At 69.0% G+C, this 23,835-nt stretch carries 19 protein-coding genes; 7 read left to right on the top strand and 12 right to left on the bottom strand.

Annotated features, from left to right (window positions below; all coding sequences use genetic code 11):
- Positions 1 to 6: 6 nt before the first annotated feature.
- Together G4D83_RS35280 and G4D83_RS35275 are read left to right on the top strand one after the other, a co-directional pair.
- Entirely contained in the window at positions 7 to 1,083 is a 1,077-nt protein-coding gene (locus tag G4D83_RS35280; protein WP_163869285.1) for an MBL fold metallo-hydrolase, read from the top strand.
- Positions 1,084 to 1,191: 108 nt separating this feature from the next.
- Positions 1,192 to 1,788: a hypothetical protein gene (locus tag G4D83_RS35275; RefSeq protein WP_240356989.1), complete on the top strand. Its 597-nt coding sequence runs from the start codon at positions 1,192 to 1,194 to the stop codon at positions 1,786 to 1,788.
- A gap of 90 nt (positions 1,789 to 1,878) precedes the next feature.
- Here G4D83_RS35275 and G4D83_RS35270 read toward each other — a convergent pair whose 3' ends face one another.
- The 7 genes from G4D83_RS35270 to G4D83_RS35240 all read right to left on the bottom strand — a co-directional run bounded on the left by G4D83_RS35270 (position 1,879) and on the right by G4D83_RS35240 (position 10,391).
- A complete protein-coding gene (locus tag G4D83_RS35270; protein WP_163869284.1) occupies positions 1,879 to 5,280 on the bottom strand; it encodes an Ig-like domain-containing protein in 3,402 nt (1,133 codons plus the stop codon).
- 248 nt (positions 5,281 to 5,528) lie between these two features.
- Positions 5,529 to 6,182: a tetratricopeptide repeat protein gene (locus G4D83_RS35265; RefSeq protein WP_176435504.1), complete on the bottom strand. Its 654-nt coding sequence runs from the start codon at positions 6,180 to 6,182 to the stop codon at positions 5,529 to 5,531.
- 519 nt (positions 6,183 to 6,701) lie between these two features.
- Positions 6,702 to 7,433 (bottom strand): DUF7873 family protein, encoded by a 732-nt coding sequence (locus G4D83_RS35260; RefSeq protein ID WP_163869283.1) that lies wholly within the window; start codon positions 7,431 to 7,433, stop codon positions 6,702 to 6,704.
- A 76-nt stretch (positions 7,434 to 7,509) separates the two neighbouring features.
- Complete coding sequence (locus G4D83_RS35255) at positions 7,510 to 8,148, bottom strand: immunity protein Imm33 domain-containing protein (RefSeq protein ID WP_240356987.1); 639 nt, start codon at positions 8,146 to 8,148, stop codon at positions 7,510 to 7,512.
- A 41-nt stretch (positions 8,149 to 8,189) separates the two neighbouring features.
- Positions 8,190 to 8,981 carry an enoyl-CoA hydratase/isomerase family protein gene (locus G4D83_RS35250; protein WP_163869282.1) on the bottom strand — a complete coding sequence of 264 codons (792 nt, stop codon included), beginning with the start codon at positions 8,979 to 8,981 and terminating at the stop codon, positions 8,190 to 8,192.
- 76 nt (positions 8,982 to 9,057) lie between these two features.
- The gene (locus G4D83_RS35245) at positions 9,058 to 9,966 is read right to left on the bottom strand and encodes a hypothetical protein (protein ID WP_163869281.1); all 909 of its coding nucleotides are present in this window, start codon (positions 9,964 to 9,966) and stop codon (positions 9,058 to 9,060) included.
- Positions 9,967 to 10,184: 218 nt separating this feature from the next.
- Positions 10,185 to 10,391: a hypothetical protein gene (locus G4D83_RS35240; RefSeq protein WP_163869280.1), complete on the bottom strand. Its 207-nt coding sequence runs from the start codon at positions 10,389 to 10,391 to the stop codon at positions 10,185 to 10,187.
- A gap of 107 nt (positions 10,392 to 10,498) precedes the next feature.
- Here G4D83_RS35240 and G4D83_RS35235 point away from each other — a divergent pair, with 107 nt between their 5' ends.
- Together G4D83_RS35235 and G4D83_RS35230 are read left to right on the top strand one after the other, a co-directional pair.
- The gene (locus G4D83_RS35235; protein WP_163869279.1) at positions 10,499 to 11,323 is read left to right on the top strand and encodes an SDR family NAD(P)-dependent oxidoreductase; all 825 of its coding nucleotides are present in this window, start codon (positions 10,499 to 10,501) and stop codon (positions 11,321 to 11,323) included.
- A 33-nt stretch (positions 11,324 to 11,356) separates the two neighbouring features.
- Positions 11,357 to 12,826 carry a pyridoxal phosphate-dependent decarboxylase family protein gene (locus G4D83_RS35230; protein WP_163869278.1) on the top strand — a complete coding sequence of 490 codons (1,470 nt, stop codon included), beginning with the start codon at positions 11,357 to 11,359 and terminating at the stop codon, positions 12,824 to 12,826.
- On the opposite strand, the gene G4D83_RS35225 is transcribed toward G4D83_RS35230, so the two are convergent.
- The 3 genes from G4D83_RS35225 to G4D83_RS35215 all read right to left on the bottom strand — a co-directional run bounded on the left by G4D83_RS35225 (position 12,827) and on the right by G4D83_RS35215 (position 16,488).
- On the bottom strand, positions 12,827 to 13,213 hold the full coding sequence (locus G4D83_RS35225; RefSeq protein WP_163869277.1) for a hypothetical protein: 387 nt from the start codon (positions 13,211 to 13,213) through the stop codon (positions 12,827 to 12,829).
- 23 nt (positions 13,214 to 13,236) lie between these two features.
- Positions 13,237 to 15,411, bottom strand: coding sequence for a methyl-accepting chemotaxis protein (locus tag G4D83_RS35220; protein WP_163869276.1), 2,175 nt, complete (start codon positions 15,409 to 15,411; stop codon positions 13,237 to 13,239).
- Between the two features lie 288 nt (positions 15,412 to 15,699).
- Complete coding sequence (locus G4D83_RS35215) at positions 15,700 to 16,488, bottom strand: hypothetical protein (RefSeq protein ID WP_163869275.1); 789 nt, start codon at positions 16,486 to 16,488, stop codon at positions 15,700 to 15,702.
- A gap of 309 nt (positions 16,489 to 16,797) precedes the next feature.
- On the opposite strand from G4D83_RS35215, the gene G4D83_RS35210 reads away from it, so the two are divergent.
- From G4D83_RS35210 to G4D83_RS35200, 3 genes are all read left to right on the top strand, one after another.
- Entirely contained in the window at positions 16,798 to 18,765 is a 1,968-nt protein-coding gene (locus G4D83_RS35210) for an APC family permease (protein WP_205522797.1), read from the top strand.
- A gap of 428 nt (positions 18,766 to 19,193) precedes the next feature.
- On the top strand, positions 19,194 to 20,753 hold the full coding sequence (locus G4D83_RS35205; RefSeq protein WP_240356985.1) for a DUF6923 family protein: 1,560 nt from the start codon (positions 19,194 to 19,196) through the stop codon (positions 20,751 to 20,753).
- 13 nt (positions 20,754 to 20,766) lie between these two features.
- Positions 20,767 to 21,291, top strand: a complete 525-nt coding sequence (locus tag G4D83_RS35200) for a hypothetical protein (protein WP_163869273.1) — start codon at positions 20,767 to 20,769, stop codon at positions 21,289 to 21,291.
- Between the two features lie 51 nt (positions 21,292 to 21,342).
- Here the strand turns inward: G4D83_RS35200 and G4D83_RS35195 are convergent, their stop codons facing one another.
- Together G4D83_RS35195 and G4D83_RS35190 are read right to left on the bottom strand one after the other, a co-directional pair.
- Entirely contained in the window at positions 21,343 to 22,716 is a 1,374-nt protein-coding gene (locus G4D83_RS35195; protein ID WP_163869272.1) for a serine/threonine-protein kinase, read from the bottom strand.
- Positions 22,717 to 22,925: 209 nt separating this feature from the next.
- A complete protein-coding gene (locus G4D83_RS35190; RefSeq protein ID WP_163869271.1) occupies positions 22,926 to 23,546 on the bottom strand; it encodes a hypothetical protein in 621 nt (206 codons plus the stop codon).
- Between the last annotated feature and the right edge of the window lie 289 nt (positions 23,547 to 23,835).

Genomic DNA, 23,835 nt, shown 5'->3' with positions numbered 1-23,835 from the left:
GAGCGCATGTCTTCTTCCAGCCGTGGTGGGCACATCTCAGGGCTGCGACTCGAGCGGGTGAGGGCGTCCCGCCAGTTCGCCGAGGGTCGGTTTCGCAACACCGCGCCCGTTCACCCTGGCATCCAGGGCAACCCCTTGCCGTTGTTGGGCGAGTACTTCTGCGGGGGCGAGCAGCGCACGCCGCCGGGGCCGTTGCCCCTGGAGAATCCGTTGGAGGCCTGGGGGCGCAAGCCCGACAGCGGTCTGCGGGTGACGTGGCTGGGGCACAGCACGATGCTGCTGGAGCTGGACGGCGCGCGCATCCTGACGGACCCCGTGTTCGGCGAGCGCGCCTCGCCCATTTCTTTCGCCGGGCCTCGTCGCTTCCACGAGGCGCCCGTGTCCCTGGATGCGCTGCCGGAGCTGGACGCGGTGCTCCTGTCGCACGACCACTATGACCACCTGTGCCGGCCCACCATCCATGCGCTGGCGAAGCGGCGTGTGCCGTTCGTCACGGCCCTGGGCGTGGGCGCCCACCTGGAGGCCTTCGGTGTGGCGCCGGAGCTCATCACCGAACTGGACTGGTGGGAGCGGACCACGGTGGGGCCGGTGGCGCTCACCGCCACGCCGTCGCAGCACTTCTCCGGGCGCGGGCTGGGAGACCGGAATCGGACCCTCTGGGCGTCGTGGGTGCTGGAGAGCGACAAGCACCGTCTCTTCTTCAGCGGCGACACCGGACTGACGGAGGAGCTGCGCGAGGTGGGGCGGCGCCATGGTCCATTCGACCTGGTGATGCTGGAGGTCGGCGCCTTCCACCCGAGCTGGGGCACCATCCACCTGGGCCCGGAGAACGCCCTCAAGGCCCATGAGATGTTGGGAGGTGGCCGGCTGATGCCCGTGCACTGGGGCACCTTCAACCTGGCGCTGCACGCGTGGGACGAGCCCGCGGAGACGCTGCTCCGCTTGGCCACCGAGCAGCAGGTCCGGCTCTTCACGCCCCGCCTGGGGGCCGCGAGCGAGCCCCTGCGGCTGGAGCAGGCCACGCCCTGGTGGCGGGAAGTCCCGGTGGGAGCGCCCTCCCCGAAGCCGGTCCTGGCCGGGTAGGCGGGCGCTCCATCGACCGGGCGACGGGGCTCCACGGGGCCCCTGAGTCGATGTCTTGGAACGCGGGCGGGGGGATGGGCATCTCTCCTTCATCGGGTGGACTTCCCCATGACCATGCCCCTCATCGCGCTCGCGGCAGTCGGTTCAGGTGCGCTGCACGCACTGGCGGGACCGGACCATCTGCTGAGCCTGGCACCGCTGTCGGTGGGGCGTCGACGGGGAGCGTGGCGGGTGGGGTTGTTGTGGGGGTTGGGCCATGGGCTCGGTACCCTGGTCGCCGCGGGTGTCCTGTTGGTGCTCCTGTCCGCCGTGCATCTCGAATCCATTGACCGCTGGGCCGAGCGCATCGCGGGTCTCGCGCTGCTGGGCATGGGCGTCTGGGGGCTGCGGCGGAAACTGGGCGTTGGTGATGCGAGTCAGGCCTCCCGAGGCGTGCTCGCCGTGGGTCTGGTGCATGGGCTCACCGGGGCGTCCGCGCTGTTGTTGCTGCTGCCCGTCGCTGTCTCGGGCACGGGGCCGGAGCAGGCCCTCTACCTGGGCGGCTTCTCCGTCGGCAGCACGCTGGCCATGTCCGCGCTCACCGCGGGCATCGCCGCCTTCTCCCGCATCCGTCAGGTCTCCTCCAAGTTCGCGACGCACGTGCCTCGCGTGGCGTCCACGGTGTCCATCCTCGTGGGCAGCGCGTGGATGCTCGGGAGCTTCTGAGCTCGTGCGCAACGCCTCGGACACGACTCGGGCCGGACTCCCCGCGCGTTCGTGGAGCCCGGCCCGTTCACTTCGCGTGTCCAGCGTGTGTCAGTGGACGCGGCCCGGAGGCAGGTTCGAGCGAGGCGGGAAGCCCGGCACGGCCGCGTCCAGGTTCTTCGTGCTGCTCAGTGAGCGCGGCGCGAGCAGCGACTCACCCACGGAGCCCGTCAGCGCCTGAAGGCTCTGCGGCGCTCCGCACACCAGGTTCTCCAGGTCGTCGTCCCGGCGGCCCAGGTCGTTGAAGACGCGCGGAGTGCCGGTGATGGGGTCCGGCGTCGCGCCCTGACCGACGAGGAAGAAGGACGGGCCCGAGGCGCTCCCGGCCGAACGCGGGAAGACGTGGAGGAAGGGGGTCTGCGTCTCTCCCGCGTGACAGCCGTTGCACGTGTTGAGGGAGAAGCGATGCCGCGCCTCGGGGTCCGCGCCCGGCGCGTTCCAGAAGAAGAAGAACGGAGTGAGCGCGGAGCCCGCGAGGAAGGGCTGCCCCTCGAAGAAGGCCGGCACCTGATGCGTGCCGCTCATCAGGGGCGCCAGGTTCTGCTGCACGTAGTTCGTCACCAGGGGCGAGCCGGAGTGGAAGAGCTCCGGCGTGAGGGCCACGGGAGCTGGCGCCAGTCCGGTGGGGCCGAAGTGGAACTCGCGCAGCTCCCACAGCGGGTCCAGCGCGTTCTCGTTGGTGCGCACCTGATGGATGGCGCTGCCCATGAAGTGTCCCGGTGCCACGAAGGACTGGGTGAAGCGGTCCGTCAGCGCCTGGAGCTTCGTGTTGTACGCCGGCGTGCCGAGACTCAGCGTGCCCAGCTCGTGCCAGTCGCGCGCCCAGCGCTGGATGTCCTCCGGCCCGTCACCGGGCAGCATGTACTCCAGGATGACGGTGAACGGCAGGGGCTGGCCGCTGGGCGTGGTGACGCCGAAGACGAAGCGGCCCTCACCCGAGTGCGTGCCCTCGCTGCGCAGGTCGATGCGGTTGACGATGGCGAGCAGTCGGAACGGCGCGGTGTTGAAGTCGAGTGGCGCGTTGGGACCACCGCTGCGCGTCTCCCAGGGCCCGAGCACGTCGGGACGGATGCGCGGGCGCGCGCCGACGAACGAGGCCTCGATGAACTGGTTCTCCTCCCACGTCTTCAGCCAGTTTCGCACCAGCTCGGAGGGGCTCTGCCCGCCGTTCATGCGGCGCATCAGCGTGCCGAACGTCCAGACGCCGTTGCCCGTGGTCCGCACCGGGTCCTCCACCACGGACAAGTCGGTGATGAGCAGCTCTCGCTCGGGTGTCACCTGACACACGCCGGGGCCGCAGGCCGTGGAGGACTCGCAGCCGTTGACCGCGTCGCCGTCGCAGTCGAAGGTGCCCACCGCGCAGCCGAGGCCACATGTCCCCGCGCCACAGACGCCACTGGCCGAGGCCGCGCCACCGCACACGGTGCCGCACGCGCCGCAGTTCGCCGCGTCGTCCATCCTCGACGTCTCACAGCCGTTGCTTGGATTGCCGTCGCAGTCCAGGAAGCCCGCGACGCAGGTCTCCGTGAAGGACGTGCAGGCGGACTGATTGCCCGCCGCGTCCCGGGCCCTCGCGAAGACGGTGACACCGACCTGGTTGGCGAGCAGCGGCACCAGCGCACCGCCGGCATTGTCCAACGGCACCTCCGTGCCCATGGGCGTGGTGCAACCCGCGTCGGAGAAGAGGACCACGCGCGTGAGGGGCTCGCCCTGCGCGCGCACCGCGCTGACGAAGGGCGCCTGTGGGAAGGGCACCAGTCCCGGCGTGAAGAGGGGCGGCGGCGGCGCCAGGTTGTCATGCGTGTACGCCACCGACGGGGAGCAGCCGGACAGGTTCCCCGCGGCATCCACGGCGCGCAGCGTGAACGTCGTCACGGCGTTGGTTCCCACGGACAGGTTGAAGCTGAAGTTGCCGGTGTTGGCGTTCGCCGTGGTGGTGGTCAGCGGCGTGCCTCCGCAACTGGAGTTCTGGAAGACGCGGACGAGCGCGCCCGCCTCGGTGCGGCCGTTGAGCTGAGGCGTCAACTGGGTGCCCGCGGCGCTCGGGACGAAGGCGAGTTGGAAGGGGGTGGCGGGGGCCAGGTTGTCGTGCACGTAGCTGATGGGCGCCGAGCATGCGGAGACGTTGCCCACGGCGTCCTCCGCCTTCGCGGAGAAGGTGCTCGTGGTGTTGGCCGTCATGGTGAAGGCCCGGGTGAAGGTGCCCGTGGCGTTGGCCGTCACACTCGCGATGGCGGTTCCGGCGCAGGTGCCTCCGGAGAAGAGGCGCACGGTGGCGCCCGCCTCGGTGGTGCCCGCGAGGGTGGTGCTGGTCTGCGTGCTCGGGGATGCCGGCGTGAAGCCGGTGAAGACCGGCACGAGGGGCGCCACCGTGTCGCGCACGCAGCCGAGCAGCTCCAGCCGCGCCAGGGAGATGACCTCGACCCCGGTGCGAGCGTCATTGTCGTCCGTCACGTTCAGCCGGAACTTGCTGAACGTCTTCGGGCTGGTGAGCGTGTACTCGCGGCGCTCCGAGCCCAACCAGTTCATCTCGTCGACGCGCGTGTCGACCGTCACCCACGTGCTGCCGTTCCAGCCCTGGAAGGTCCAGTTCTTTGGCGCGCGCGTGGTCAGGTCGCCGTTGGTGAACTTGAGGGCATATCGGCTGATGATGCGCGGACCGTCCGGCCACTCGTAGGCCACCCAGGCGGGGGTCTGCGTGACGGCGGAGATCCACATGGAGGCCGCCGTGTCCACGCTGTCGAAGGCCTTCCATGCATCGTAGCTGGCGCTGTAGGCGCCCGACGCCGTGACGATGCCGGAGGGCGCGGTCGCGCTCGTCATGTCCGGCACCTGGTTGACGTTGGTGGCGCAGGCGCAGTTGTAGAAGCTCAGCTTGCCGATGGAGAGGACGTCCACGCCCGTGCCGGCCGCGTTGTCCTCCGTCACCATCAGGCGGTACTTGCTGAAGGCCGTCGGAGTCGCGACGGCGAACTCACGCAGCTCGCTGCCACCCCAATTCGTCTGGAGCGTGCGCGAGTCAACCGTGGTCCACGCGGAGCCGGACCAGCCCTGCAGCGTCCAGTCCCTCGGCGCTCGTGCCGTGAGCGAGCCGTTGGAGAACTGGATGGCGTAGTGGGTGACAGTCCTCGGTCCGTTGAAGAACTCGTAGGTGAGCCAGGCGGAGCCCTTTCCGCTCGCGGAGAGCCACGGGGTGGTGTCACTGCCGTCGAGCGCCATCCAGCCGGGGTTGGAGGCACTGAACTGGCTGGAGGCGATGGCGAGCCCGCTCGGGGCGTCGCCGGCCGTCATCGCGGGGATGAGGCTGTCGCCGCAGGTGAGGCCCTGGGTGGCGGCACCCAGCGGCTCGGGAGGGGAGTCAACGGGCGGCGGGGCGTCCTGACACCCGGGCACGAAGGCCAGGGTGAGGGCGCTCGCCAGGAAGAGGCTTCGGACGGACATCGGGCGATGCATGGACACGCTCCTCGCTGCGGGCCGCCGGCGAACGCCGGAGGCACTGGAGGACCGTGTCGTAGCGGGACGTGTCGAAGGCGAGGTCCGGCATGTGACGGAAGCGCCGACGCCGGTGACGAGTCGTCCTCCGCGCGGGACGAGCCCGGGGCCTGTCACCGGGGACCGGCCCTCCTGTCCTGCCTGGTGGCGGTGGGGATGTTCATGCTGGCGTGGGCCTGGTGGCGTCGCTGGCCTTCAAGGGCTGACGCTCAGCGGCCCAGCAACGCCGCGCGCAGCCACGCGGCGAATGTGCCCACGCCCGGCGTCACCTGCGCCTGCGTCCACCTCAACCTGCGCACGTGACGGCGGCTCTTCGCCTCCGAAGCCAGGGGCCCCAGCACCGCGAGCGCTTCGTCCCGCTGCTTCTGCCGCGCGAGCAGCAACGCCAGGTCCAGCTTCACCTCGAACAGCGTCGCGTCCAGCGCCAGCGTCTCTCGCAGCAGGAGGATGGCGCCCGTCCGCTCGGCGCTTCGACGGAAGTGGAGCCGGCCCCGGAGCAGCGTCTTCACCGCCTCCGCGCGGTGTCCCTTCACGACGTGGAGCTGAGACACCTGTCGCCAGAGGTCCAGCTCCAGGGGGAACAGCTCCGCCGCCTGCGCATACACGGCGAGCGCCTTGTCCGCGAAGCCCTTGTCCAGGTGCGCCTGGGCCGCCGCGCGGAAGCTCTCCAGCGCGGCCTCCGGCTGTTTCACCCGGGCCAGCAGCGGCGCGAGCTTGCCCAGCACCACCGCGTCCTTGGGCTCCAGCTCCAGCGCCTTCCTGTACCCGGAGATGGCCTTGTTCAGCCGGCCCTTCGAGCGCGCCACGTCCGCCTCGGTGACGAGCTCCGAACGGGACGGCGGAGTCTTGCTTCCGAACAGCATCGCGACTCCGCATTGAAGTCGCCTCGCGCGCGGAGAGCAACCCCACGTGAGCCGCCAGGGTGGGACGTGTCAACCAGATGAAACAGCCGCGCTGGAAGTTTCGCCCGTGAAAACAGGTGAGCCCGATCAGGGTGTCCTCCTGACCGGGCTCGGGGTGCTGCCATTGATGAGGTCCGCACGTTTAAGACTTCGCCTCAGTGTGATGCCCCGTGTCCTGCGATTGAACGACCGCCGCGCAAGCAGGTGAAGCGGCGGGCTGGAATTGCACCAGCATCTCGGGGAGAAGGGCGAAGCCGGTAGATCGGACCTGCGACAGCGAATGCTGAGTCTGGAGTGAGAATTTGAACGTGGGGTGCTTCGCGGGCCCTTGATGTCGCTTGCCTCTACCAGTTGGGCTACCCCGCCGCAGAGCGTGGCGGGGGCAGGGTTTGAACCTGCACTGAAGGCGACCGGGGAACGCTCGGCGTCAACTTGCTGCTGAGTTTGAGTTTGTACTCCGAAAGGACTGCGCGGCTGAGTCTAACCGAAGAGATAGCCGAGGAGAACCTCGCCCGACTTCATCTCCTCCACCTCCACGGCGTTGGCTTCCTCGCGCGCGAACTTGACCGCCTGCTGGAGCTTCTCCACCCGCTCCACCAGCTCATTGACCCGGACGGCGGGGAGGGCGCCCGAGTACTTCACCGTCTTCCAGTAGCCGACGACGATGTCCTCGTAATAGACCTCCACCTGGGCGGGGTGCTTCTCGGTGGCCTCGGCCTTCACGTGGTTGCGGGGGACCTTCTTCGTCTTCGCCGTCTGCACGGGCTCCGTGGCCCACAGGCCCTGCGCCGGGTCCGGAACCCAGGACTCCGACGGGTCCAGCGTGGGCAGCTTCTTCACGAAGGTCTGCAGGTCGACGAGCTGCTTCTCCAGGAAGAGCAGGTACGTGGCGGGGGCGCCCTTGAGGAGCACCTTCCCATCGACACGCACGTCCGCCTTGGCGTGACAGTTGGTGAGGTCCTTGGTGGCGGTGACGTCGAAGAGCCGGGTGAGGATCTCCTTCGTCTTCTTCAACACGTCGTCGGAGCGCACCTGCACGCGCGTGGACTCGGGGGGGAAGCGCTCACCCTCTTCGTCACGGGGCTGATAGGTGCGGGAGATGCCGTTGAGCAACTGCGGCTTCTGGAGGTCGTGGTGGGCCTGCGTCAGCTCCTGCTGGGAGCGGTTCTTGACGCCCTTCTCGACGGCGATGATCTGATTGAGCTTGGTCATGATGTTCGGGTCTTCGAATTTTTGAGTGGGGGCCAGGACGGTGTGCCCGGAGCGTACCTGACGCCGGCGCCGGTTCTCAGTCGGGCTTTCCGTAGCCCACGAGCGTGTCGTCCTCGAACTCCGCCACCCATCCCCCCGGCAGCGCGAGCGCGCTCATCAACGCGGGGCGACGACGCAGCAGGGAGTACACGGGGAAGGTCTCGAAGGTCTCATCGCCCGGGGGGCCAGGGGGGACGATGAGCCAGCCGGAGTCCGTGCCCTCGGGGGCCCGGGCGCGCGCCATGGCGACGCGGGAGCTCCTGTCCCATCCGGGCACGGCCGCGACCTTGTCTCCATAGCGAGGAAACAAGGGCTCGGTGCCTACCGTCTGCGTCGTCTCGAGCATCCGCCCCTGGATTCGCAGCGTCACGGTGATGTCGTCGCGCCAGTCGTTCAGCGGGTCGCCGTCGAAGTCGGGCTCCGTCACCACCAGCGAGTCCCCGCGCGGGTCCAGGCGCAGGCTGGACCAGCCGAAGCGCAGCGTGCGTCCGGGGATGAGGCCGCCGGGCGGCAGGCGCGTGAGCACGCTCAGCACCCACTCGGCCTGTTCCTCCGCGTCATCCGCGCACATGAGCACCACGTGCACCCCGTGCAGATGTCGCTCCAGTCGAAGCTGTCCCATCTCCATCCCTCCCGCCTCGGCCTCGCGTCCACCGCGAGGGCCGCCGGGCAGCATGTCGCGAACCCTCGCGTCGAGGAAGCACGGCGGTGGGCGGATTACCGTCCCTGGAACACCGGGGGCCTGCGCGCCGCGGCCGCCGCGAGCCCTTCGCCCAGGTCCGCGCTGCCGTAGCTCTCCGCCTGGAGTCGGGCCTCTTCCTCCAGTGCGCGCTGGAGTCCCGCGCGGTCCAGGCCTAGTCGCTGCTTGAGTCCACGCGTCGCCAGCGGTGCGTTCGCCGCGATGTTGGTCGCGAGCGCGCTCGCGCGGGTCCGCGTCTCCGTCGCGGCGGTGGCCTCCAGCGCCAGTCCGAGCCGCACCGCCTCGCGGCCATCGAAGCGGCGGCCCGTGAGCAGCAGCTCCGCGGCGCGCTGGGGGCCCGCTCGCATCGGCACCAGGTACGTGGCGCCCATGCCGGGATGCAGGCCGAGCTGCACGAAGTTGAGGGCCAGCTTCGCGTCCTCGGAGACGATGCACACGTCGCACGCGAGCGCGACGCACAGCCCCGCGCCAATGGCCGCGCCCTCCACCGCCGCCACCGTGGGCACGGGCAGGTCGAGGATGCTGAGATAGCGCGAGTAGAAGTCGAGCATGAAGCCGCGGGCCTCCTCGAAGGAGACCTGGCGCAGTCGCTCCAGCATCTGGAGGTCGCCGCCCGCGGAGAAGGTGCCGCCCGCTCCGGCGAGGACGACGGCGCGCACGTCATCCCTCCGGCGCAGCTCCTCCACTCGGGCCCGCAGCGCGTCTCCCAGCTCGGGAGTCATCGCGTTGCGGCGCGCGGCGTCGTTCAGCGTGAGCGTCGCGACGCCCCCTTCAATGTCGAGCAGTACGCCCGTGGCCTGGACAGTCATGGGCGGACTGTAACCGCATCCACCCTCGCGCTCGGCGCCAAAGGCACGGCGAACGCGAGGGCAGGGGCCGTGTCGGCTAGAACGCCCGGTTCACGGCATAGCCGCAGATGCGGTGCTCGGCCTTGTACGTGTTGGGACCGGGAATCCCGTCGATGGGGCCCGTGTAGCCGAACTCCCGGCCCACCGTCTGGACGCGCTGCCAGTAGATGGCGCCCGGGATTCCATCGTCCTGTGCGGAGGTGCGCGGGCCGCCCCGGCGGTTGAGCTCTCGCGCCGTGATTCTCACGCGGATCTTCTCCGTGACGGGCCCGGTGACACCGTCGATGGGGCCCGTGTAGCCGAAGTCCCGTTGTCCCACCGTCTGGATGCGCTTGTAGTAGATGGGACCAGGGACTCCATCGTCCTCCGTCGACGTCCGGGGAATGCCTCCGCCACCACCACCGGGCAGGGGGCCATGGTCTGATATGACGCTGCCCGCGTAGTCCAGCGACCAGCCGAGATACCGCGCGCCCGAAGCCGACGAATACCCGGACACGCTGTTGATGCCGATGGCGTTGCCCCAGCTCTGCGACAGCTTCCGCGTGGCCATGAAGACCGTGGTGCCACCGCCGTTGAGGTCCAGGCCCACGTGCCCGAACGAGCCGATATCCCACCAGTGGAACGCGCCCGCGGGTGCCTGGGCGGCGGAGTACGGCTGCCGTGTCGACGCGTGGTAGGCCTCGATGGCCGACGGCCGCGCGGAGGACTCGGGGAACCCGCCGAAGCGCCACATCAGCGACGCGCACCACTGGTCCCACGTGCCGCCGTCTCGCGTGGGATGGGCCGACGCGTAGGCCCGCGCCCGGTTGTAGATGGAGGTGTTCAGCTCAGCCGTGCTCGTGTCGAGCGCCTCGGGCACGTCCGCCACCACCTCGCCCTCGCCACCACATGCGGAGAGCCCCACGAGCAGCAGGACGAGCAACGACGACATCCGTTTCGTGTGCATCTTTCTTCTCCAGGCGGGTTGTCCCCGCGAGCAGTCCTCGGGCCGCGCGCGGCGAGCCTGTGTCTCACCGCGATTCGACCCCAGGGGTCCACACGTTGTCGGCCCAGGGCTGTCCGGAGTTTCTGGTTAATCGAAACGCGGTAGCTCCTCTGCGGGCGCGAAGCCGAACCCCGCACGAAGCCTCCGCTCCTCCGCTCCTGCGGGTTTGATGGCGCGGCCTACGTCGTGGGCGCTCCACCGTCCATCAGCTCCAATTGGCCCGCCGCCTCGACCTTCACCGCGTTGAATCCTCTCATGTGTCTTGCTTTGCCCGCACGCGCGGATGCGACGGCTTTCTTGTTTGGATGATATGGGCTCGGGACGGCCAAACTGTTATTGACTGACGGGTGGTGGCCAATCGCAGTGATGTCCAGATTCGTCATCATGGCGCGCGGCTCTCCAGAAGCCCATTCACGGGCCTCCGAGCTTTTCACGAGATGAATCCAACCGGGGAGGAAATGGTCATGTTCGAGCAGTCTTTGGGGGCGGGCCAATGAAGCCGTCGAGCGAAGCGGGGCGGGCACGTCGGACGGTGTTGGTCACCGGTGGGTCCAGCGGCATCGGAGCGGAGGTGGTGAGGGCCATGTCGGGCCAGGGGGACCGGGTCTGGCTGACCTACCATCGAGGCAGGGAGCGCGCGCTGGCGCTGCTCCGGGAAATCAGCGCAGACGAGGACCGGGGACATCTGGCCCTGCCGTTGGACCAGTCCAACGCGGCCCAGGTGCAGGCGCTGGTCAGCGGCCTTCCGGGCCCGGTCGATATCCTCATCAACAACGCCGCGCTGGGGACGGAGACCGTCAAGGCCGAGGGCGGCGGGTCGGCGTTGATGGAGGATGAGCTGTTCTTCCGGGTCAACTGCCTGGGCCCGCTCTGGCTGACCCGCATGCTGGTTCCGAAGATGCTGGAGCAGGGGAGTGGCACGGTGGTGATGCTCTCCAGCGTGGATGGCGCCTTCGCCGCCTTCCCGGGGTTTCGCGCCGCGGACGGAATGAGCAAGGCGGCCATCGCCTTCCTGACCCGGCAACTGGCGGCGGAACTGGCTCATGAGCCCGTGACGGTGGTGTGCGTGGCGCCCGGTGCCACCGACACACCGATGTTCCGGGCGAGCACCTTGGCGCCCCTGAGCGACCACGCCCGGCGCGCGCTCATCGCACGACTGCCGAAACAGCGATTGATTGAAGCGTCGGAGATCGCGGAGCTGGTGCGCTGGCTTTGCGAGCCCCAGGCCCGTGTTCTCCATGGCGCGGTCCTGGATGCTTCCCTGGGGCTGGGCGTTCATCCAGGGCTTTTGACAGGTCGTTCCCTCTCCTTGGATTGATTCCGGCGGAGCGCGCCGGGGAAGGCTGTTGCCATGGCAAAGGAAACCGAAGCGTCGTCGCCGCCAGGCGACAGGTCGTCTGATGGCGTCTGGAACCTGGAGGAGTGGGACCAGGCGGTGGACGTCACGGTGCGGCGGCTCCGGGACTACGTGGACACCAGCCAGGGAGGGCACGCGCGGGTGACGGCGCGGCGCCCTCCCTCCGAACTGGCGCGGGAGCTGTCACTCCACCGGTGGATTCGGGAAGGGGGCATGGACGCACAAGCGCTCGATGACTTCCTGAAAGCCTATCTCTCGGAGGGGACCCGGCTGCACCATCCGGGATATCTCGCGCACCAATGCGCGACGCCTGACCTGCCGGCGGCGCTGGCGGACCTGGTCCATGGCGTCACGAACAACGCCATGTCCCTGTATGAGATGGGGGCCTCGGCCGCCACCGTCGAGCTCACCGTCATCGACTGGATGCTGGAGAAGGTGGGGTGGCGGGGTGGCGTTTCGGGGGGCGTGCTCGTTCATGGCGGCTCGCTGGCCAACCTCACGGCGCTGCTCGCGGCGCGGGCCCGGGCCTTCCCCGGGGCCTGGACACAGGGAGCTCCTCGCGAGGCGGTCATCCTGGCGCCGGCCTCGTGCCACCTCTCCATCAGGCGAGCCGCGGCCATCATGGGTCTCGGGTGCGATGCGGTGGTGGGGCTGCCCTGTGACTCACTCGGGCGCGTCGTCGTCCAGGGTGTCCACGAAGGCCTCGCTGCCCAGGCGCGGCGGGGACGCACCGTGGTGGCCGTGGTGGCCAATGCGTGTGCTCCCGCCACCGGGCTCTATGACGACCTGGTGGGCGTGGGCCAGTGCTGTCGCGAGCGGGGGGTCTGGTTCCACGTGGACGCCGCGCATGGAGGCTCGGCCCTGTTGGATGAGGTGCTCAAGTCCCTGCTGAAGGGAATCGAGCAGGCGGACTCCATCATCTGGGATGCGCACAAGATGATGAGGACGTCGACGCTGGCGGCGGCCGTGCTTCTGCGTCGGAAGGAGGACCTGGACCGGGCGTTCCGCCAGGAGGCGGACTACCTCTTCTTCGAGGATGAGCGCGGCGGGCCGGACTTGATGCAGCGGACCGTGGAGGGCGCCAAGGCGGAGCTCGGACTGAAGCTCTTCCTCAACCTGGCCTGGCGGGGAGAGGCGGGGCTCGCCCGATACGTGGCGGGTCGTCATGCCACCGCGCATCGCTTATGGGCGTTGCTGTGCTCGCACGACGACTTCGAGACGCCCTTCGAGCCGCAGAGCAACGTGGTGTGCTTTCGCCACCGTGACGCGGCGGGAGACTCACGGCAGGTCGCCATCCGGGACCGGCTCATCTCGGAGGGCCACTTCCACCTGGCGTCCTCCGTCGTCTCCGGCACGCGCTGGCTGCGGGCGACGGTGATGGCGCCCGCCACGGATGAGCAGACGCTCCACTCTCTGCTGGACGCGGTACGGCGGGCGGCCCGGGACGTGGGCACGAAGGCGTAGTCAGTAGATGGTCAGCGACAGCTCATCGCCGGGGCGGACGGACATCTCCTGCTCGCTCTCGAAGGTCCTGTCGCTGCCCAGGCTCTTGTGGCCCAGGGTGCCGATGATTTCGATGCCGAAGCGGATGCGGTCCGTGGTGCCCACCAGGTCGGGAGGCAACACGAAGTTGCGCGTCGTCATCCCCGGCACCGTCCCCAGCCGCAGCCGCCGCGTCCCCGTCAGCGCGTAGAGGTTGACGTCCACGAGCTTCCGGCTCTCCACCGCCACCGTCGTCTTCGGGGGGGGGGGCCGGTTCGGGTCCGCGGCCGCCCCGTGCGCCCCTCCACACGCTGAAGCCACGGCAAAGAGCACGAGCAGCAGGGTGGGAAGGGCGGACTGGGTACGCATGGGAGCTCGCTTCCGGGGAAGGACTACCGGGGCGTTGAGATTTGCGTGGAGCCTTCCGCCCGGAGCGACTGGGTGGCGAGGCCGGACATGCTCTCCGCCAGCCCCTGGACGGAGCGGGTGGCTTCCTGCGTCTCCTGCACCGTCTTCAGGGTGCGCTGCATCTGCCCGGACAGCTCCTGGATGGCCATGGCCATCTGCTGGGTGCCCGAGTCCTGCGCGCTGACGGCGGCGGTGATCTGCCGCATGCTCGCGCTGGAGTCGCCAATGAGGATGGCCAGCTCCTGGAACTGCGCGCTGGATGTGCGCACGGCATCCAGGCTCTGCCGGACGCGCTCGTCGCCCTTCTCGCTGAACTGGGCCGCCTCCCGCATGCTCGCGCTCACGCCGTTGAGCACCTCGCGGATGCGGTGCGTGGCGCGGATGGACTGGTCCGCCAGTCCGCGCATCTCTCGCGCCACCACGCCGAAGCCCCGGCCGCTCTCTCCGCTGCGCGCCGCTTCAATCGCCGCGTTGATGGCCAGCATGTTGGACTGGTCCGCCAGGTCCTTCACCGAGTCGACGATGCCGGACACCTCGCGCGTGCGCTCGTCGAGCGCGAGGATGCGACGGGCCATCTCCGACACCTCGGAGCGAATCGCCGCCAGGTCCGCCAGCGTGCGCTCCAGCGCGGCGCTGCCCTCGCGGCCCACCTGCTCGGCGCCCTCCGCCGACGCGGCCAGCGAGCTGGCCTTCTCCGCCGTCATCTGCGACGAGCGGCGAATCTCCTTCACCGTCTGCTCGGCCTCCTGCAGCGCCGCGGCCTGACGGCTGACGCCCTCGGTCTGCTGGTCGCTGGTGGAGCGCAGCTGCTGCACCACCGTGGCCAGCTCTCCGGCGCCGGTGCCCATGCGCTCGGCCAGGTTGCGCACCTCCAACTGCCGCTCCTCCAACTGCCGGGTGTGGGCCTCCAGCGAGCGCACCACCTCCATGGAGCGTCGCGCGACGATGCCCAGGAGCGACAGCGTCAACGCCAGGTAGCCCCAGTGCGACACGTTGCCCAGCGAGAAGGGCAGCACGCCGATGACGGGCAGCACCGTGAGCGCGAGGAAGAGGACGAGCCCCGCCAGGCCCGCCACGAAGATGCGGGCGTCGGGGTTGCCGCGCCACGCCTCCGTCGCCGCCACGCTGAAACAGATGAGCAGGATGGAGAACGAGAAGGGCAGGAAGGGCACCAGGATGCGCTGCGCGGTGCCCAGGTCCGCGAATACGAACAGGGCCGCCACCACGCAGAGCGCCGAGTAGCCCATGGCCCCCATCCGGAACCAGCGCCGCTGGTTGTTGAGGAGCGCGTCCGACACGAACTCGATGAGGCCCGACACGAGCAGGAAGATGCCGAGCACCGTGAAGCGCGTGGCGGTGATGGGCGCGTCCCACAGCGCGTTGGGCATGCCGCTCAGGCCCAGCAATACGAAGCCGCCGCTGGCGGAGAACACCGCCAGGCCCGCGAGCATCCGCCGACGCCAGTGCAGCAGGAACGCTCCACCGGAGCCCACGGCCACCGCGAGCAGGAGCATGCCCATGACGAACGGCGCCTGGCCCTCGCGCGTCACCTTGGCGAGCAGTTGATGCCTCGAGCCGATCAACGCGCCTTGCGCCACGCCGATGTTCGGGTTGCTCGACTGGACGCGCAGCAGCAGATGCCCACCGAGCGCGGTGCGCGGTACCGGCACCACGTGCCAGGCCATGTTGTCGGACAGCTCCGCGCCGGACGTGTTGAGTCGTCCGCTCACATAGACGCGCTGACCGTTGGCGTAGGCCTCCACGGCATTGGTGACTTCACCCAACATGACCGCGGGCTCCGCCCAGGGGCCTTGCGGCAGCGGGATGCTGATCCACAGGAAGACGTTGTTGCCGCGTCCAGGTGGCGGCTTGAGCGCTTCCATCGTGCGCCACTCGTCCGCGATGTTCGCGGTCTGTGCCCACAGGGGAATTCCATCCGCGCCCTGGGGCGAGTCACCCCAGCGGAAACGCCAACCCTCCAGCACCGGGACGGCGGAGCTCGGCTCCTCCTCCGCTCGGGCCGTGGGGGCATGGACGAACGCGATGAACAGCGCGCAGCCCAGCAGCACCAGACGCGCGGCTCGGCGCGACGGTGCGTGAAGCCTCACGAACGAGGCAAGGCTGTCGAGGGGTGTCGGGGAAGGGCGGTAGGCAGCCATGAGGTAGCCAATGCTCGACCGCCAGCGCATGGCTGTAAATAGGTCTGCATCCCCTGACATGTAGGAAAGGGTTCGGAAGGGGCTGTAGGGAAGTGGGAGTGAAACTTTCTCGACGCGCCACGCCACCCATTGGGAGGGGCGATTGTGACCCAGATGCACATGTCTCGGGACATCGTGTCAGGACTGGACGAAAGGGAAGGCTTTGGCGGGTGAGGCGTGTCCTGGGCCGGGCGGGCCGTCGTGGACGACTCGCCCGGTCTTCCTCATGGAAGGGCTGACGCCTTGGCCTCAGAAGGAGCGGAAGATGCCGCGCACGCCCAGGGTGAAGAGCGCGTGGAAGCCGTCATCCACGGCGGAGACGGGAGACGTCTGCGCGGGCAGGCCGGTGATGTTCACCGTCTGGTCGCCGGTGCGCACGGTGTAGCTGCCGAGCGACGCGGTGACGATGGGGCCGACGGCCAGGAATCGCGAGACGCGCACGTCGCCTCCCGCGCTGAGGCGCACGAAGGTGGGGCCCCGGTCCGTCACCTTGGTGTCGATGCGCGCGGGCACGGTGCCTCCGCCCGGCAGCGGGACGACCGTGTCGCCCTTCACGTGGCTCTTGAGGAACTCCATGCCCACGGCCAGCCCCACCCAGGGGTCGAAGCCCGACTCCGGCTTGATGTGGAAGCGCAGCTCGGGGCCGAAGCGCCACTGCCAGGTGTTGCAGTCGAAGCCCTCCGGACAGGAGATGTCGTTCGTCTTGGTGAAGACCGGCTCCCAACTGCCCCAGACGCCCGCGTAGACGCGGGGGTTGATGCGATAGCCCAGCTCCAGGAGGATCGGCAGGGATGCGCTGGCGCCGTCGGTGATTTTCAAGTCCTCGCGTGTCCCGGTGCGCGACGTGCCGTCCTTGTAGACGTACCCCGCGCCCAGGCCCAGGTTGACGCCCAACGCGAGCTGGAAGCCGGACATCCCGTGCTCCGCGCGGACATCCATTTTCACCTCGCTCGACTCGCGCGTCTCCGATTCCTGCGCCACCGCCGTCCCGGAGATACCCAGGGTGGCGATGACAGATAGCGTCCAGCAGTGCCTCATGGCCATACGAGCTGCCTCCAATGCGTTTTTGCGGGGGTGGGGCGAGAAGTGACCAACGGGGGTGGCCTCCGTGAAGCGGACTCCAGGGCCGAGCGTCCGGGGAGGACACAACCTCCCCCGGGGTGTTGGCCGCCCATCACCCCGGAAGGGGTCAGGTGTCCACGCGAAGTCACGAGCCGACCTCCCAGGTCGGTCTCCTTCGACAAGGAGTCACGCGCCTGGAGCGCCGCCCGCTCCACCCGGAGCCAGGCATCCCCAGGTTGCCCGTGAGGAATCTCGGCGCGGGTGGCCAGATGAAAGAGGGGCGGCATGGAACACGCCAGGGAAGGCCGCTGGAGCTGGATGGACGTGCTGCTCGGAAAGCCGCTCACCACCGCGCAGGCGTCGCACGAGCAGGTCGGAGTGCTCGCCGGCGTGGCGCTGCTCGGGCTGGATGCGCTGTCGTCCGCCGCGTATGGACCGGAGGCCGCGCTCACCATGCTGCGCCCGCTGGGCCCCTCGGGCGTGAAGCTGTTGTTTCCCATCACCGCGTGCATCGTCGGATTGCTGGTGGTGGTGGCCGCCTCCTATCGGCAGACCATCGCCGCGTATCCGCGCGGAGGTGGGTCCTATACGGTGGCGCGTGAGAACCTGGGCCGGCGGGTGGGGCTGCTCGCGGCCTCCGCCCTGCTCCTGGACTACCTGCTCAACGTGGCGGTGGGCATCTCCGCCGGCGTGGGTGCCATCGTCTCCGCCTTCCCCTCGCTGGGGCCGCACACGCTGGGGCTCGCGCTGGGGTTGCTGGGCCTGCTCACGCTGGTGAACCTGCGAGGCGCGCGCGAAGCGGGGGCGCTCTTCCTGCTGCCCACCGGGATGTTCATCGGCTCGCTCTTCATCCTGCTCGCCGTCGGCGCCTGGCGGGCCTTCGCGCAGGGTGGGGCGCCAGCCATCGACGTTCCTCCGCCCGCGCTGCCCCCGCCCTCGGCGAGCGTGGGGCTGTGGCTGGTGCTTCGGGCCTTCGCCAGCGGCTGCACGGCGATGACGGGCGTGGAGGCGGTCAGCAACGCGGTGCCCATCTTCAAGGCGCCGTCCGTGAAGCGCGCGAGGCTCACGCTGTCGCTCATCATCCTCGTCCTCGTGCTGTTGCTGCTGGGCGTGGCCGCGCTGTGCCGCGTCTATGGTGTGGGCGCCACCGCGCCCGATGGCCCGGGCTACCAGAGCGTCCTGTCCCAGTTGCTGGCCGCGGTGACGGGGCGGGGTGTCTTCTATTACGTGGCGATGACGTCCATCCTCGGCGTCCTCGCGCTGTCGGCCAACACCAGCTTCGCCGGCTTCCCTCGCGTATGCTGGCTGCTGGCGCTGGACCGCTACCTGCCCGTGGCCTTCGTGCACCGGGGGCGGCGACTGGCGTATTCGCGAGGCATCCTGCTGCTCTCCGTGCTCGCGGGGCTGATCATCCTCGCCGCGGATGCCATCACCGACCGCCTCATCCCCTTGTTCGCCATTGGCGCGCTCCTGGCGTTCACCCTCTCGCAGACGGGCATGGTGGTGTACTGGACGCGTCGCCGCGAGGCCGGGTGGCGGTGGCGCCGCGTGCTCAATGGCGTGGGCGCCCTGCTGACGGGGCTGGCGTTGTCCATCGTCATCGTCGCCAAGTTCACGCATGGCGGCTGGGCCGCCGTCGTCATCATCCCGCTGGGCGTGCTGCTCTTCAGCCGCGTCCACCGGGCCTACCTGCGTGTTCGCGAGACGACGGGCCTCAGGCGTCCCATGGCGTTGGAGCCGGGCGGGAGCATGGTGGCGGTGGTGCCCATGAGCCGCTGGTCCCATGCGTCGGAGACGGCCCTGCGCTTCGCGCTGGGGCTCTGCCACGACGTCCGCGCGGTGCACGTGCGCACCGACGAGGCGGAGGACGCCCCAGACGCCCTGGCCGAGCAGTGGGCCACCCTCGTCCAGGAGCCCGCCATGCGGGCCCATGTCCAGGTGCCGAGGCTGGAAGAGGTTCCTTCTCCCTACCGGGGGCTCGTGCAGCCCTTGCTGGACTATGTGGACGGGCTGCTCGCGGAGGACCCGCGCCGCACGGTGGCCGTCGTCCTGCCGGAGCTGCTGGAGAGCCAGTGGTACCGCGCCGTCATGTATGGGCGTCACTCCGAGCTGCTGCGAAGCACGCTGCTGCTGTCCGGAGCCCGGCGTCTGGTGCTCATCAGTGTGCCCTGGTACCTGCGCACCGAGGACCAGGCCCAGCCCGGCTCCGCCCTGGGGCCCACCGGGGAGTCCGAGCCCGTGGCTCCCGCCTGAGGCGCGCGGCTTCCTCACGTCTCGACTGAAGTTGTTGCAGGGCTCCTTTGTCAAAATTTTCCGTGTAGGTTGTTTCCCGCGCGTTCTGGCCCGCAGCCTTCATCGCCCCCGGGGATGGAGGCCGAGCCATTCATTCATCAGACATCGCCTCTCGGGCTCCCGGCATCCGAGAATGCATGTCTGCTCATGCCTCCTGGCCAGCAGACATCAAGACTGGCGGGCATTCCCAGACGCCAATCGGGATAGTTTGGGAACCAAGCCAAAGCAGGCACTCTCCGTGCAGGACGTCGGGCGTCCCTGGCAGCAACCCCCATGGGCGCGGAGGCGCAAAGATGAATCGCAGATGGTTTGGAGTTCTGCTCGGTGGAGCGTTATGGGCCCCTGGTGTGTGGGCCCACGATTTCCGAGCGGAGAAGCTCGTGAACGGCGTGAAGCTCGCCACAATCAACACCTACCCCAACACGCTCACCTTCACGTTCAGCGCGACGAACATCCATCCGACGCTGGAGTCGATCCTCCTGTTGGCGGAGGACCCGCTCCTGACGGCATGCACCCTCACGCCCGCGCCGCCGCTGGCGGTGCCGGTGGGTGGCAACATCACCTATCAATGCACGTTCCCGGTGCCCAACTTCGAGGCCTGCGAGGCGCTGGGCCTGTTGGACTCGAATCCGTCCACCCCCGATGACACCGTGTCGTTCACCAACGTCTTCAACATCGGCTGGGACAGTGGCTCCGCCCAGGACACCGTCAACGTGCTCTGTGCCCAGGAGCGCATCCTGTCGTGTGATGACACCGTCTATATCTCGACGGCGTCCTCCTCCAGCTCCGGTCTGCCCGTGGGGCCCTCGCGCCTCTACGTGTTCGACCCCGCCTCGGCGACGCTGGCGCTCCAGGGGTCGACGTCGCTGCCGTACAACGCGCTCGCGTTCAACCATGTCGATGGCTTCCTGTATGCCATCAACTCAGACGGCGTGAACGCGCCCAACCTCATCCGGGTGGATGCCAACGGCTCGGGGAACATCATCGCGCCGCTCGTCACTGGCGCCGCGAACACGGCCCTCTGGGGCGCGGGCGCCATCCTGGGGGATGGCTCCTTCCTCGGGTTCGAAATCACGAGCAACCACCTGGTCCGCGTCAACACCACCACGGGCGCGACCTTGTCGGATGTCGTCGTGGGCACCCCCGCGAATTTCCGGGTGGCCGACTTCGCCGTCAATCCCATCAACGGCCTGCTGTATGGCTTCAACAGCGCCACCCAGCGCGTCACCATCATCAATCCGTTGCTGGGCACCCACACGGACTTCGTCCTGCCCACGCGCATCAACGGCGTGCTGTCGGTGGGCAACTCGATGGTCTCCGCGGTCTTCACCTCCGCGGGGGAGCTGTTCTTCTACGGCTCCACCAACGCGAACGTGAACCTGGCGAATACGTTCTATTCGGTGAACCTGGTGACGGGGGCGTTGACCACGGTCTCCACCGGTCCCACCACGCAGTTCGCGGACGGCGCGACGTGCGCCTTCCCCCCGCCTCCGCCCGTGGGTGGGAACGGCACGCCGATGCTGACGAGGGATCACGGCTTCTTCGGCTCCAGTGAGGAGGCCCTGAGCCAGTGTCTGGCGCAAGGCCCCATCTCGCTGGGCAACCTGGGCACCGTCACCACGATGGAGAACGCGCTGGGCGTCCTCTGGGCCAACCCGGGCATCGCCCAGAATGGGGAAGTCCGCTCTGACTTCGAGGCCCTCAAGGTGAGGGTCGCCCGTGAGCTGCTGACGGCCACGTGCAACGAGCGGTTCTTCGGTGCGAAGGCGCCGTCGCTGACGGGCATGGAGGCGTGGGTGGCGCCCAGCCGGATGATGCTGGAGCCGGCGCTGAAGCTGCTTGAGAAGCACAACCGCTCCGGGCAGCGCAGGGCGGTGCCGCTGAACAAGAAGATCTGGAAGCTGGATCCGCTGCTGGGGCAGGAGCGGGCCGTGGAACCGCGGTTCTGAAAGGGGGGATGACATGAAGACGAACTCAAGATGGATGGCCTTGTCGGGGATGTTCCTGGCGCTGACGCTGAGCGCGTGTGATGGCAACAGCGGGACGGACCCGGTCGACGTGCCCGAGGGAGACCGGTTCGAGCTGCGGCTGCTTGGTCAGGACGCGGAGCTGTACGAGAAGGTGCTGCTGGGCGTGGGGCGCATCGAAGTCATCGCGCAGGGCAAGTCGCTGCCGTTCCAGCTCTCGCCGTCCGCGCGGTCGATGGACCTGTCAAAGTCGGACCAGGCCCACCTGCTGGGGTATTTCTACCTGCCGGCGGAGGCGGACACGGCGGATGTGCGTGTGCACTTCGATGACGTGGGGGCCTTCCGGGAGTCCGGTGCGCCGGGCCTCATCAACGCGCGCTCGGGTTCCATCCTCTTCACGACCAAGCGGGCGGAGCTGGAGAAGCGCAAGCACGTCGTCATCCAGTTGCACCTGAAGGACAGCCTCTTCCAGGGCCGCGGCTCCAAGGTCCTGCTCCCCTCGACGTTCATCGTCCACTGAGGGTAGGGCGAGCGGGGGCGCTTCGGCGCTCCCGCTCTCGGAGCAGAGGTCTCACGCCATCCCGAGCGCCGCGCCCACGGCGACACCGAGCAGGGTCGCTCCGACGAGGAGGAGCCTCTCCTTCAGGGCGGAGTAACGACGGTGGTGGGGCGCGGGCGACGGAGGCGGCGCGGGCTTCGGCGGCGCGCTGATGGCCACGGGCGCGAGGTACGGCAAGAGGGCGGCGTCGAACTGAGTCGCGGGCTCGGCGTCGAGTTGGGGCGCGAGCGCGGCGTCGAACTGAGTCGCGGGCTCGGCATCGAGCTGGGGCGCGAGCGCGGCGTCGAACTGAGTCGCGGGCTCGGCATCGAGCTGGGGCGCGAGCGCGGCGTCGAATCGGGTCGCGGGCTCGGCATCGAACTGGGTCGCGGGCGCGGCGTCGAATCGGGTCGCGGGCTCGGCATCGAACTGGGGCGCGGGCGAAGAAGCAGCCCGTGTGGCCAGCAGGGTCTTTCGCGCCGGCGCCGGCTCGGCCCGCTGTGCGAGCGGCTGGGTGACCTCGTCGTCCAGCGCTGTCTCCGTGTGAGCCTGGGCCGCCCATGGCCTCAGCGCGCTCGCCATCTCCCCGGCGTCGGCGAAGCGCTCCGCGGGACTCTTGTGCAGGGCGCGCGCGAGCACTCGCGAGAACTCCTCGGGCACCTCGGGCCGAAGCGTGGAGGCCAGCGGCGGCACCTTCTCCACGATGGCGGAGAAGAGGGCCACCGTGTCGGCGACGTCGATGGGCTGCCGCCCCGTCACCATCTGAAACAGGCACGCCCCCAGCGAGTAGAGGTCCGCGCGCGCATCGACCGGCTGGCAGCGGACCTGCTCGGGCGCCATGAAGGAGGGCGTGCCCACCCACGCACCCGCCTCCGCGCCCACCGCCGAGGCATCGTCCTCGTGGAGCAGGCGCGCCACTCCGAAGTCCAGCACCTTCACCTGGTCACCGGCCTCGCCCGACACGATGAAGAGGTTGTCCGGCTTGATGTCGCGGTGGATGACGCCCGCGCGATGCGCGGTCTCCAGCGCGGACAGCGTCTGGATGGCGATGGCCACCGCGCGCTCGAGCGGCAGGGGACCTTGCTGCTTCAGCAGGAGCCTGAGCGTCTGGCCGTGGAGCAGCTCCATCACCATGAACGGAGGCTCGTCCGGATTGCACTGGAAGTCCTTCACCTCCACGAGGTGCGGATGCTGCAGGCCCGCGATGGCGTGCGCCTCGCGTCGGAACCGCGCGATGACCGCCTCATCGTCGACCAGGTGCTGCTGAAGCACCTTGATGGCCACCGCGCCATCCTCGTCGACACCGGCCGCCTCGTAGACGATGCCCATTGCCCCCACGCCAATCCGCTGACGCAGTTGATACTTCTGGCCCAGCAATGTCCCGACCGAAGCTGACGAGCGGCTCATGTCATCACGGGTATATCGAAGGCGCCCACATGGCGAGGGGTATCCGCCCGATGACGTATGTCCCAGTCGTTGATACTGGGAAAGCCCAGATGACTCCGACGGAGCGAGGCGGAGTCACCCTCGACTCCGCCTGGGGATGTCTCGGCAGGTGAGTGGATGGTTCTCAGCGTGAGAGAGGCTTGCGTGGCCCGTGTACCGCGACACTGGATTCAAAAGGTGATGCCCAGGCGAAGCAGGTCCAGGTTCAGGTCGGTGACGGCGCCATCCGAGCGTTTGTCCGCGAAGGAGGAGCCGTACGTGTAGCGCACGTCGAGCGGCTGGCGTCGCTGGTTCACCCCGTAACCCATGCCGAGTCCGAAGACGGGCTCGAAGAAGAAGCCGGAGCGGCGCGTCACCACCCTGTAGCCCACGTCCAGCCCGAGCGTGGCCTGGAAGCCGTGCTCCTCTTCATAGGTCAGCGCGAAGGCCCTGCCCGACGGACGGAAGCGTTGGGTGTCGACGCTCCACATGCCGGTCAGCCGGGGCTGGATGAAGAAGCCTTGTCCACGCGCCTTGGGCCACGGCTTCCACGCCACACCGAGAGAGACCTTGAGCTGGCGCAGCGACGCGCAGCGCATGGACTCGCGACGACAGGTGGTGCGCGTCAGCATGGGGGTGACCTCGAGCACCGCCATGGTCGAATCCGACAGGTTGCGGCCCACGCCGATGGGCACCGCGACGTGGAGCTCCTCCGAAATCAGGCCGGACGACAAGAACACCAAGGCATGCAACACAGGCGACAGCCAGATGGACGTCTTCGGGACGTCCTCGGACCGCACCACGTCGGGCATGGGGGCATCCACCTCGGCATGGACCGCGGGCGCGAGGAGGAGCAGTGCGACGAGGGCTGGGCGGATCAGACAGTCGCTCCTGTGGCTGAGTGGCGATTGTCTCCAAGCAACAGCCATGCCTCATCGCGCCGCCCTGGACGGTGTGAGGGGGCGGGCCTTTCAGCGCGACACGGCTGTCATTCTCCCCGCGCCCGGATTCGTGGCGGTGATGTCGTGGTGGGGAGTCCTGGCTGACCACCGCGAAGCCCGGGCCCGCAATGTGAAAGGGGTTGGACGGCCCGCGCCATCC

It is taken from the genome of Myxococcus eversor, assembly GCF_010894455.1.
GTDB classification, from domain to species: Bacteria; Myxococcota; Myxococcia; order Myxococcales; family Myxococcaceae; genus Myxococcus; species Myxococcus eversor.
Note: the sequence above shows the minus strand (reverse complement) of the source record. Positions and strands in the feature narration are given on the sequence as shown.

Coding starts and splice junctions, on each gene's coding strand:
- G4D83_RS35260 (WP_163869283.1), bottom strand. CDS start 7,433: ATGACCAAGCTCAATCAGATCATCGCCGTCGAGAAGGGCGTCAAGAAC.
- G4D83_RS35275 (WP_240356989.1), top strand. CDS start 1,192: ATGACCATGCCCCTCATCGCGCTCGCGGCAGTCGGTTCAGGTGCGCTG.
- G4D83_RS35265 (WP_176435504.1), bottom strand. CDS start 6,182: ATGCTGTTCGGAAGCAAGACTCCGCCGTCCCGTTCGGAGCTCGTCACC.
- G4D83_RS35240 (WP_163869280.1), bottom strand. CDS start 10,391: ATGATGACGAATCTGGACATCACTGCGATTGGCCACCACCCGTCAGTC.
- G4D83_RS35190 (WP_163869271.1), bottom strand. CDS start 23,546: ATGCCCGACGTGGTGCGGTCCGAGGACGTCCCGAAGACGTCCATCTGG.
- G4D83_RS35200 (WP_163869273.1), top strand. CDS start 20,767: ATGAAGACGAACTCAAGATGGATGGCCTTGTCGGGGATGTTCCTGGCG.
- G4D83_RS35230 (WP_163869278.1), top strand. CDS start 11,357: ATGGCAAAGGAAACCGAAGCGTCGTCGCCGCCAGGCGACAGGTCGTCT.
- G4D83_RS35195 (WP_163869272.1), bottom strand. CDS start 22,716: ATGAGCCGCTCGTCAGCTTCGGTCGGGACATTGCTGGGCCAGAAGTAT.
- G4D83_RS35255 (WP_240356987.1), bottom strand. CDS start 8,148: ATGCTGCCCGGCGGCCCTCGCGGTGGACGCGAGGCCGAGGCGGGAGGG.
- G4D83_RS35225 (WP_163869277.1), bottom strand. CDS start 13,213: ATGCGTACCCAGTCCGCCCTTCCCACCCTGCTGCTCGTGCTCTTTGCC.
- G4D83_RS35250 (WP_163869282.1), bottom strand. CDS start 8,981: ATGACTGTCCAGGCCACGGGCGTACTGCTCGACATTGAAGGGGGCGTC.
- G4D83_RS35280 (WP_163869285.1), top strand. CDS start 7: ATGTCTTCTTCCAGCCGTGGTGGGCACATCTCAGGGCTGCGACTCGAG.
- G4D83_RS35215 (WP_163869275.1), bottom strand. CDS start 16,488: ATGAGGCACTGCTGGACGCTATCTGTCATCGCCACCCTGGGTATCTCC.
- G4D83_RS35220 (WP_163869276.1), bottom strand. CDS start 15,411: ATGGCTGCCTACCGCCCTTCCCCGACACCCCTCGACAGCCTTGCCTCG.
- G4D83_RS35210 (WP_205522797.1), top strand. CDS start 16,798: ATGGAACACGCCAGGGAAGGCCGCTGGAGCTGGATGGACGTGCTGCTC.
- G4D83_RS35245 (WP_163869281.1), bottom strand. CDS start 9,966: ATGCACACGAAACGGATGTCGTCGTTGCTCGTCCTGCTGCTCGTGGGG.
- G4D83_RS35270 (WP_163869284.1), bottom strand. CDS start 5,280: ATGCATCGCCCGATGTCCGTCCGAAGCCTCTTCCTGGCGAGCGCCCTC.
- G4D83_RS35235 (WP_163869279.1), top strand. CDS start 10,499: ATGAAGCCGTCGAGCGAAGCGGGGCGGGCACGTCGGACGGTGTTGGTC.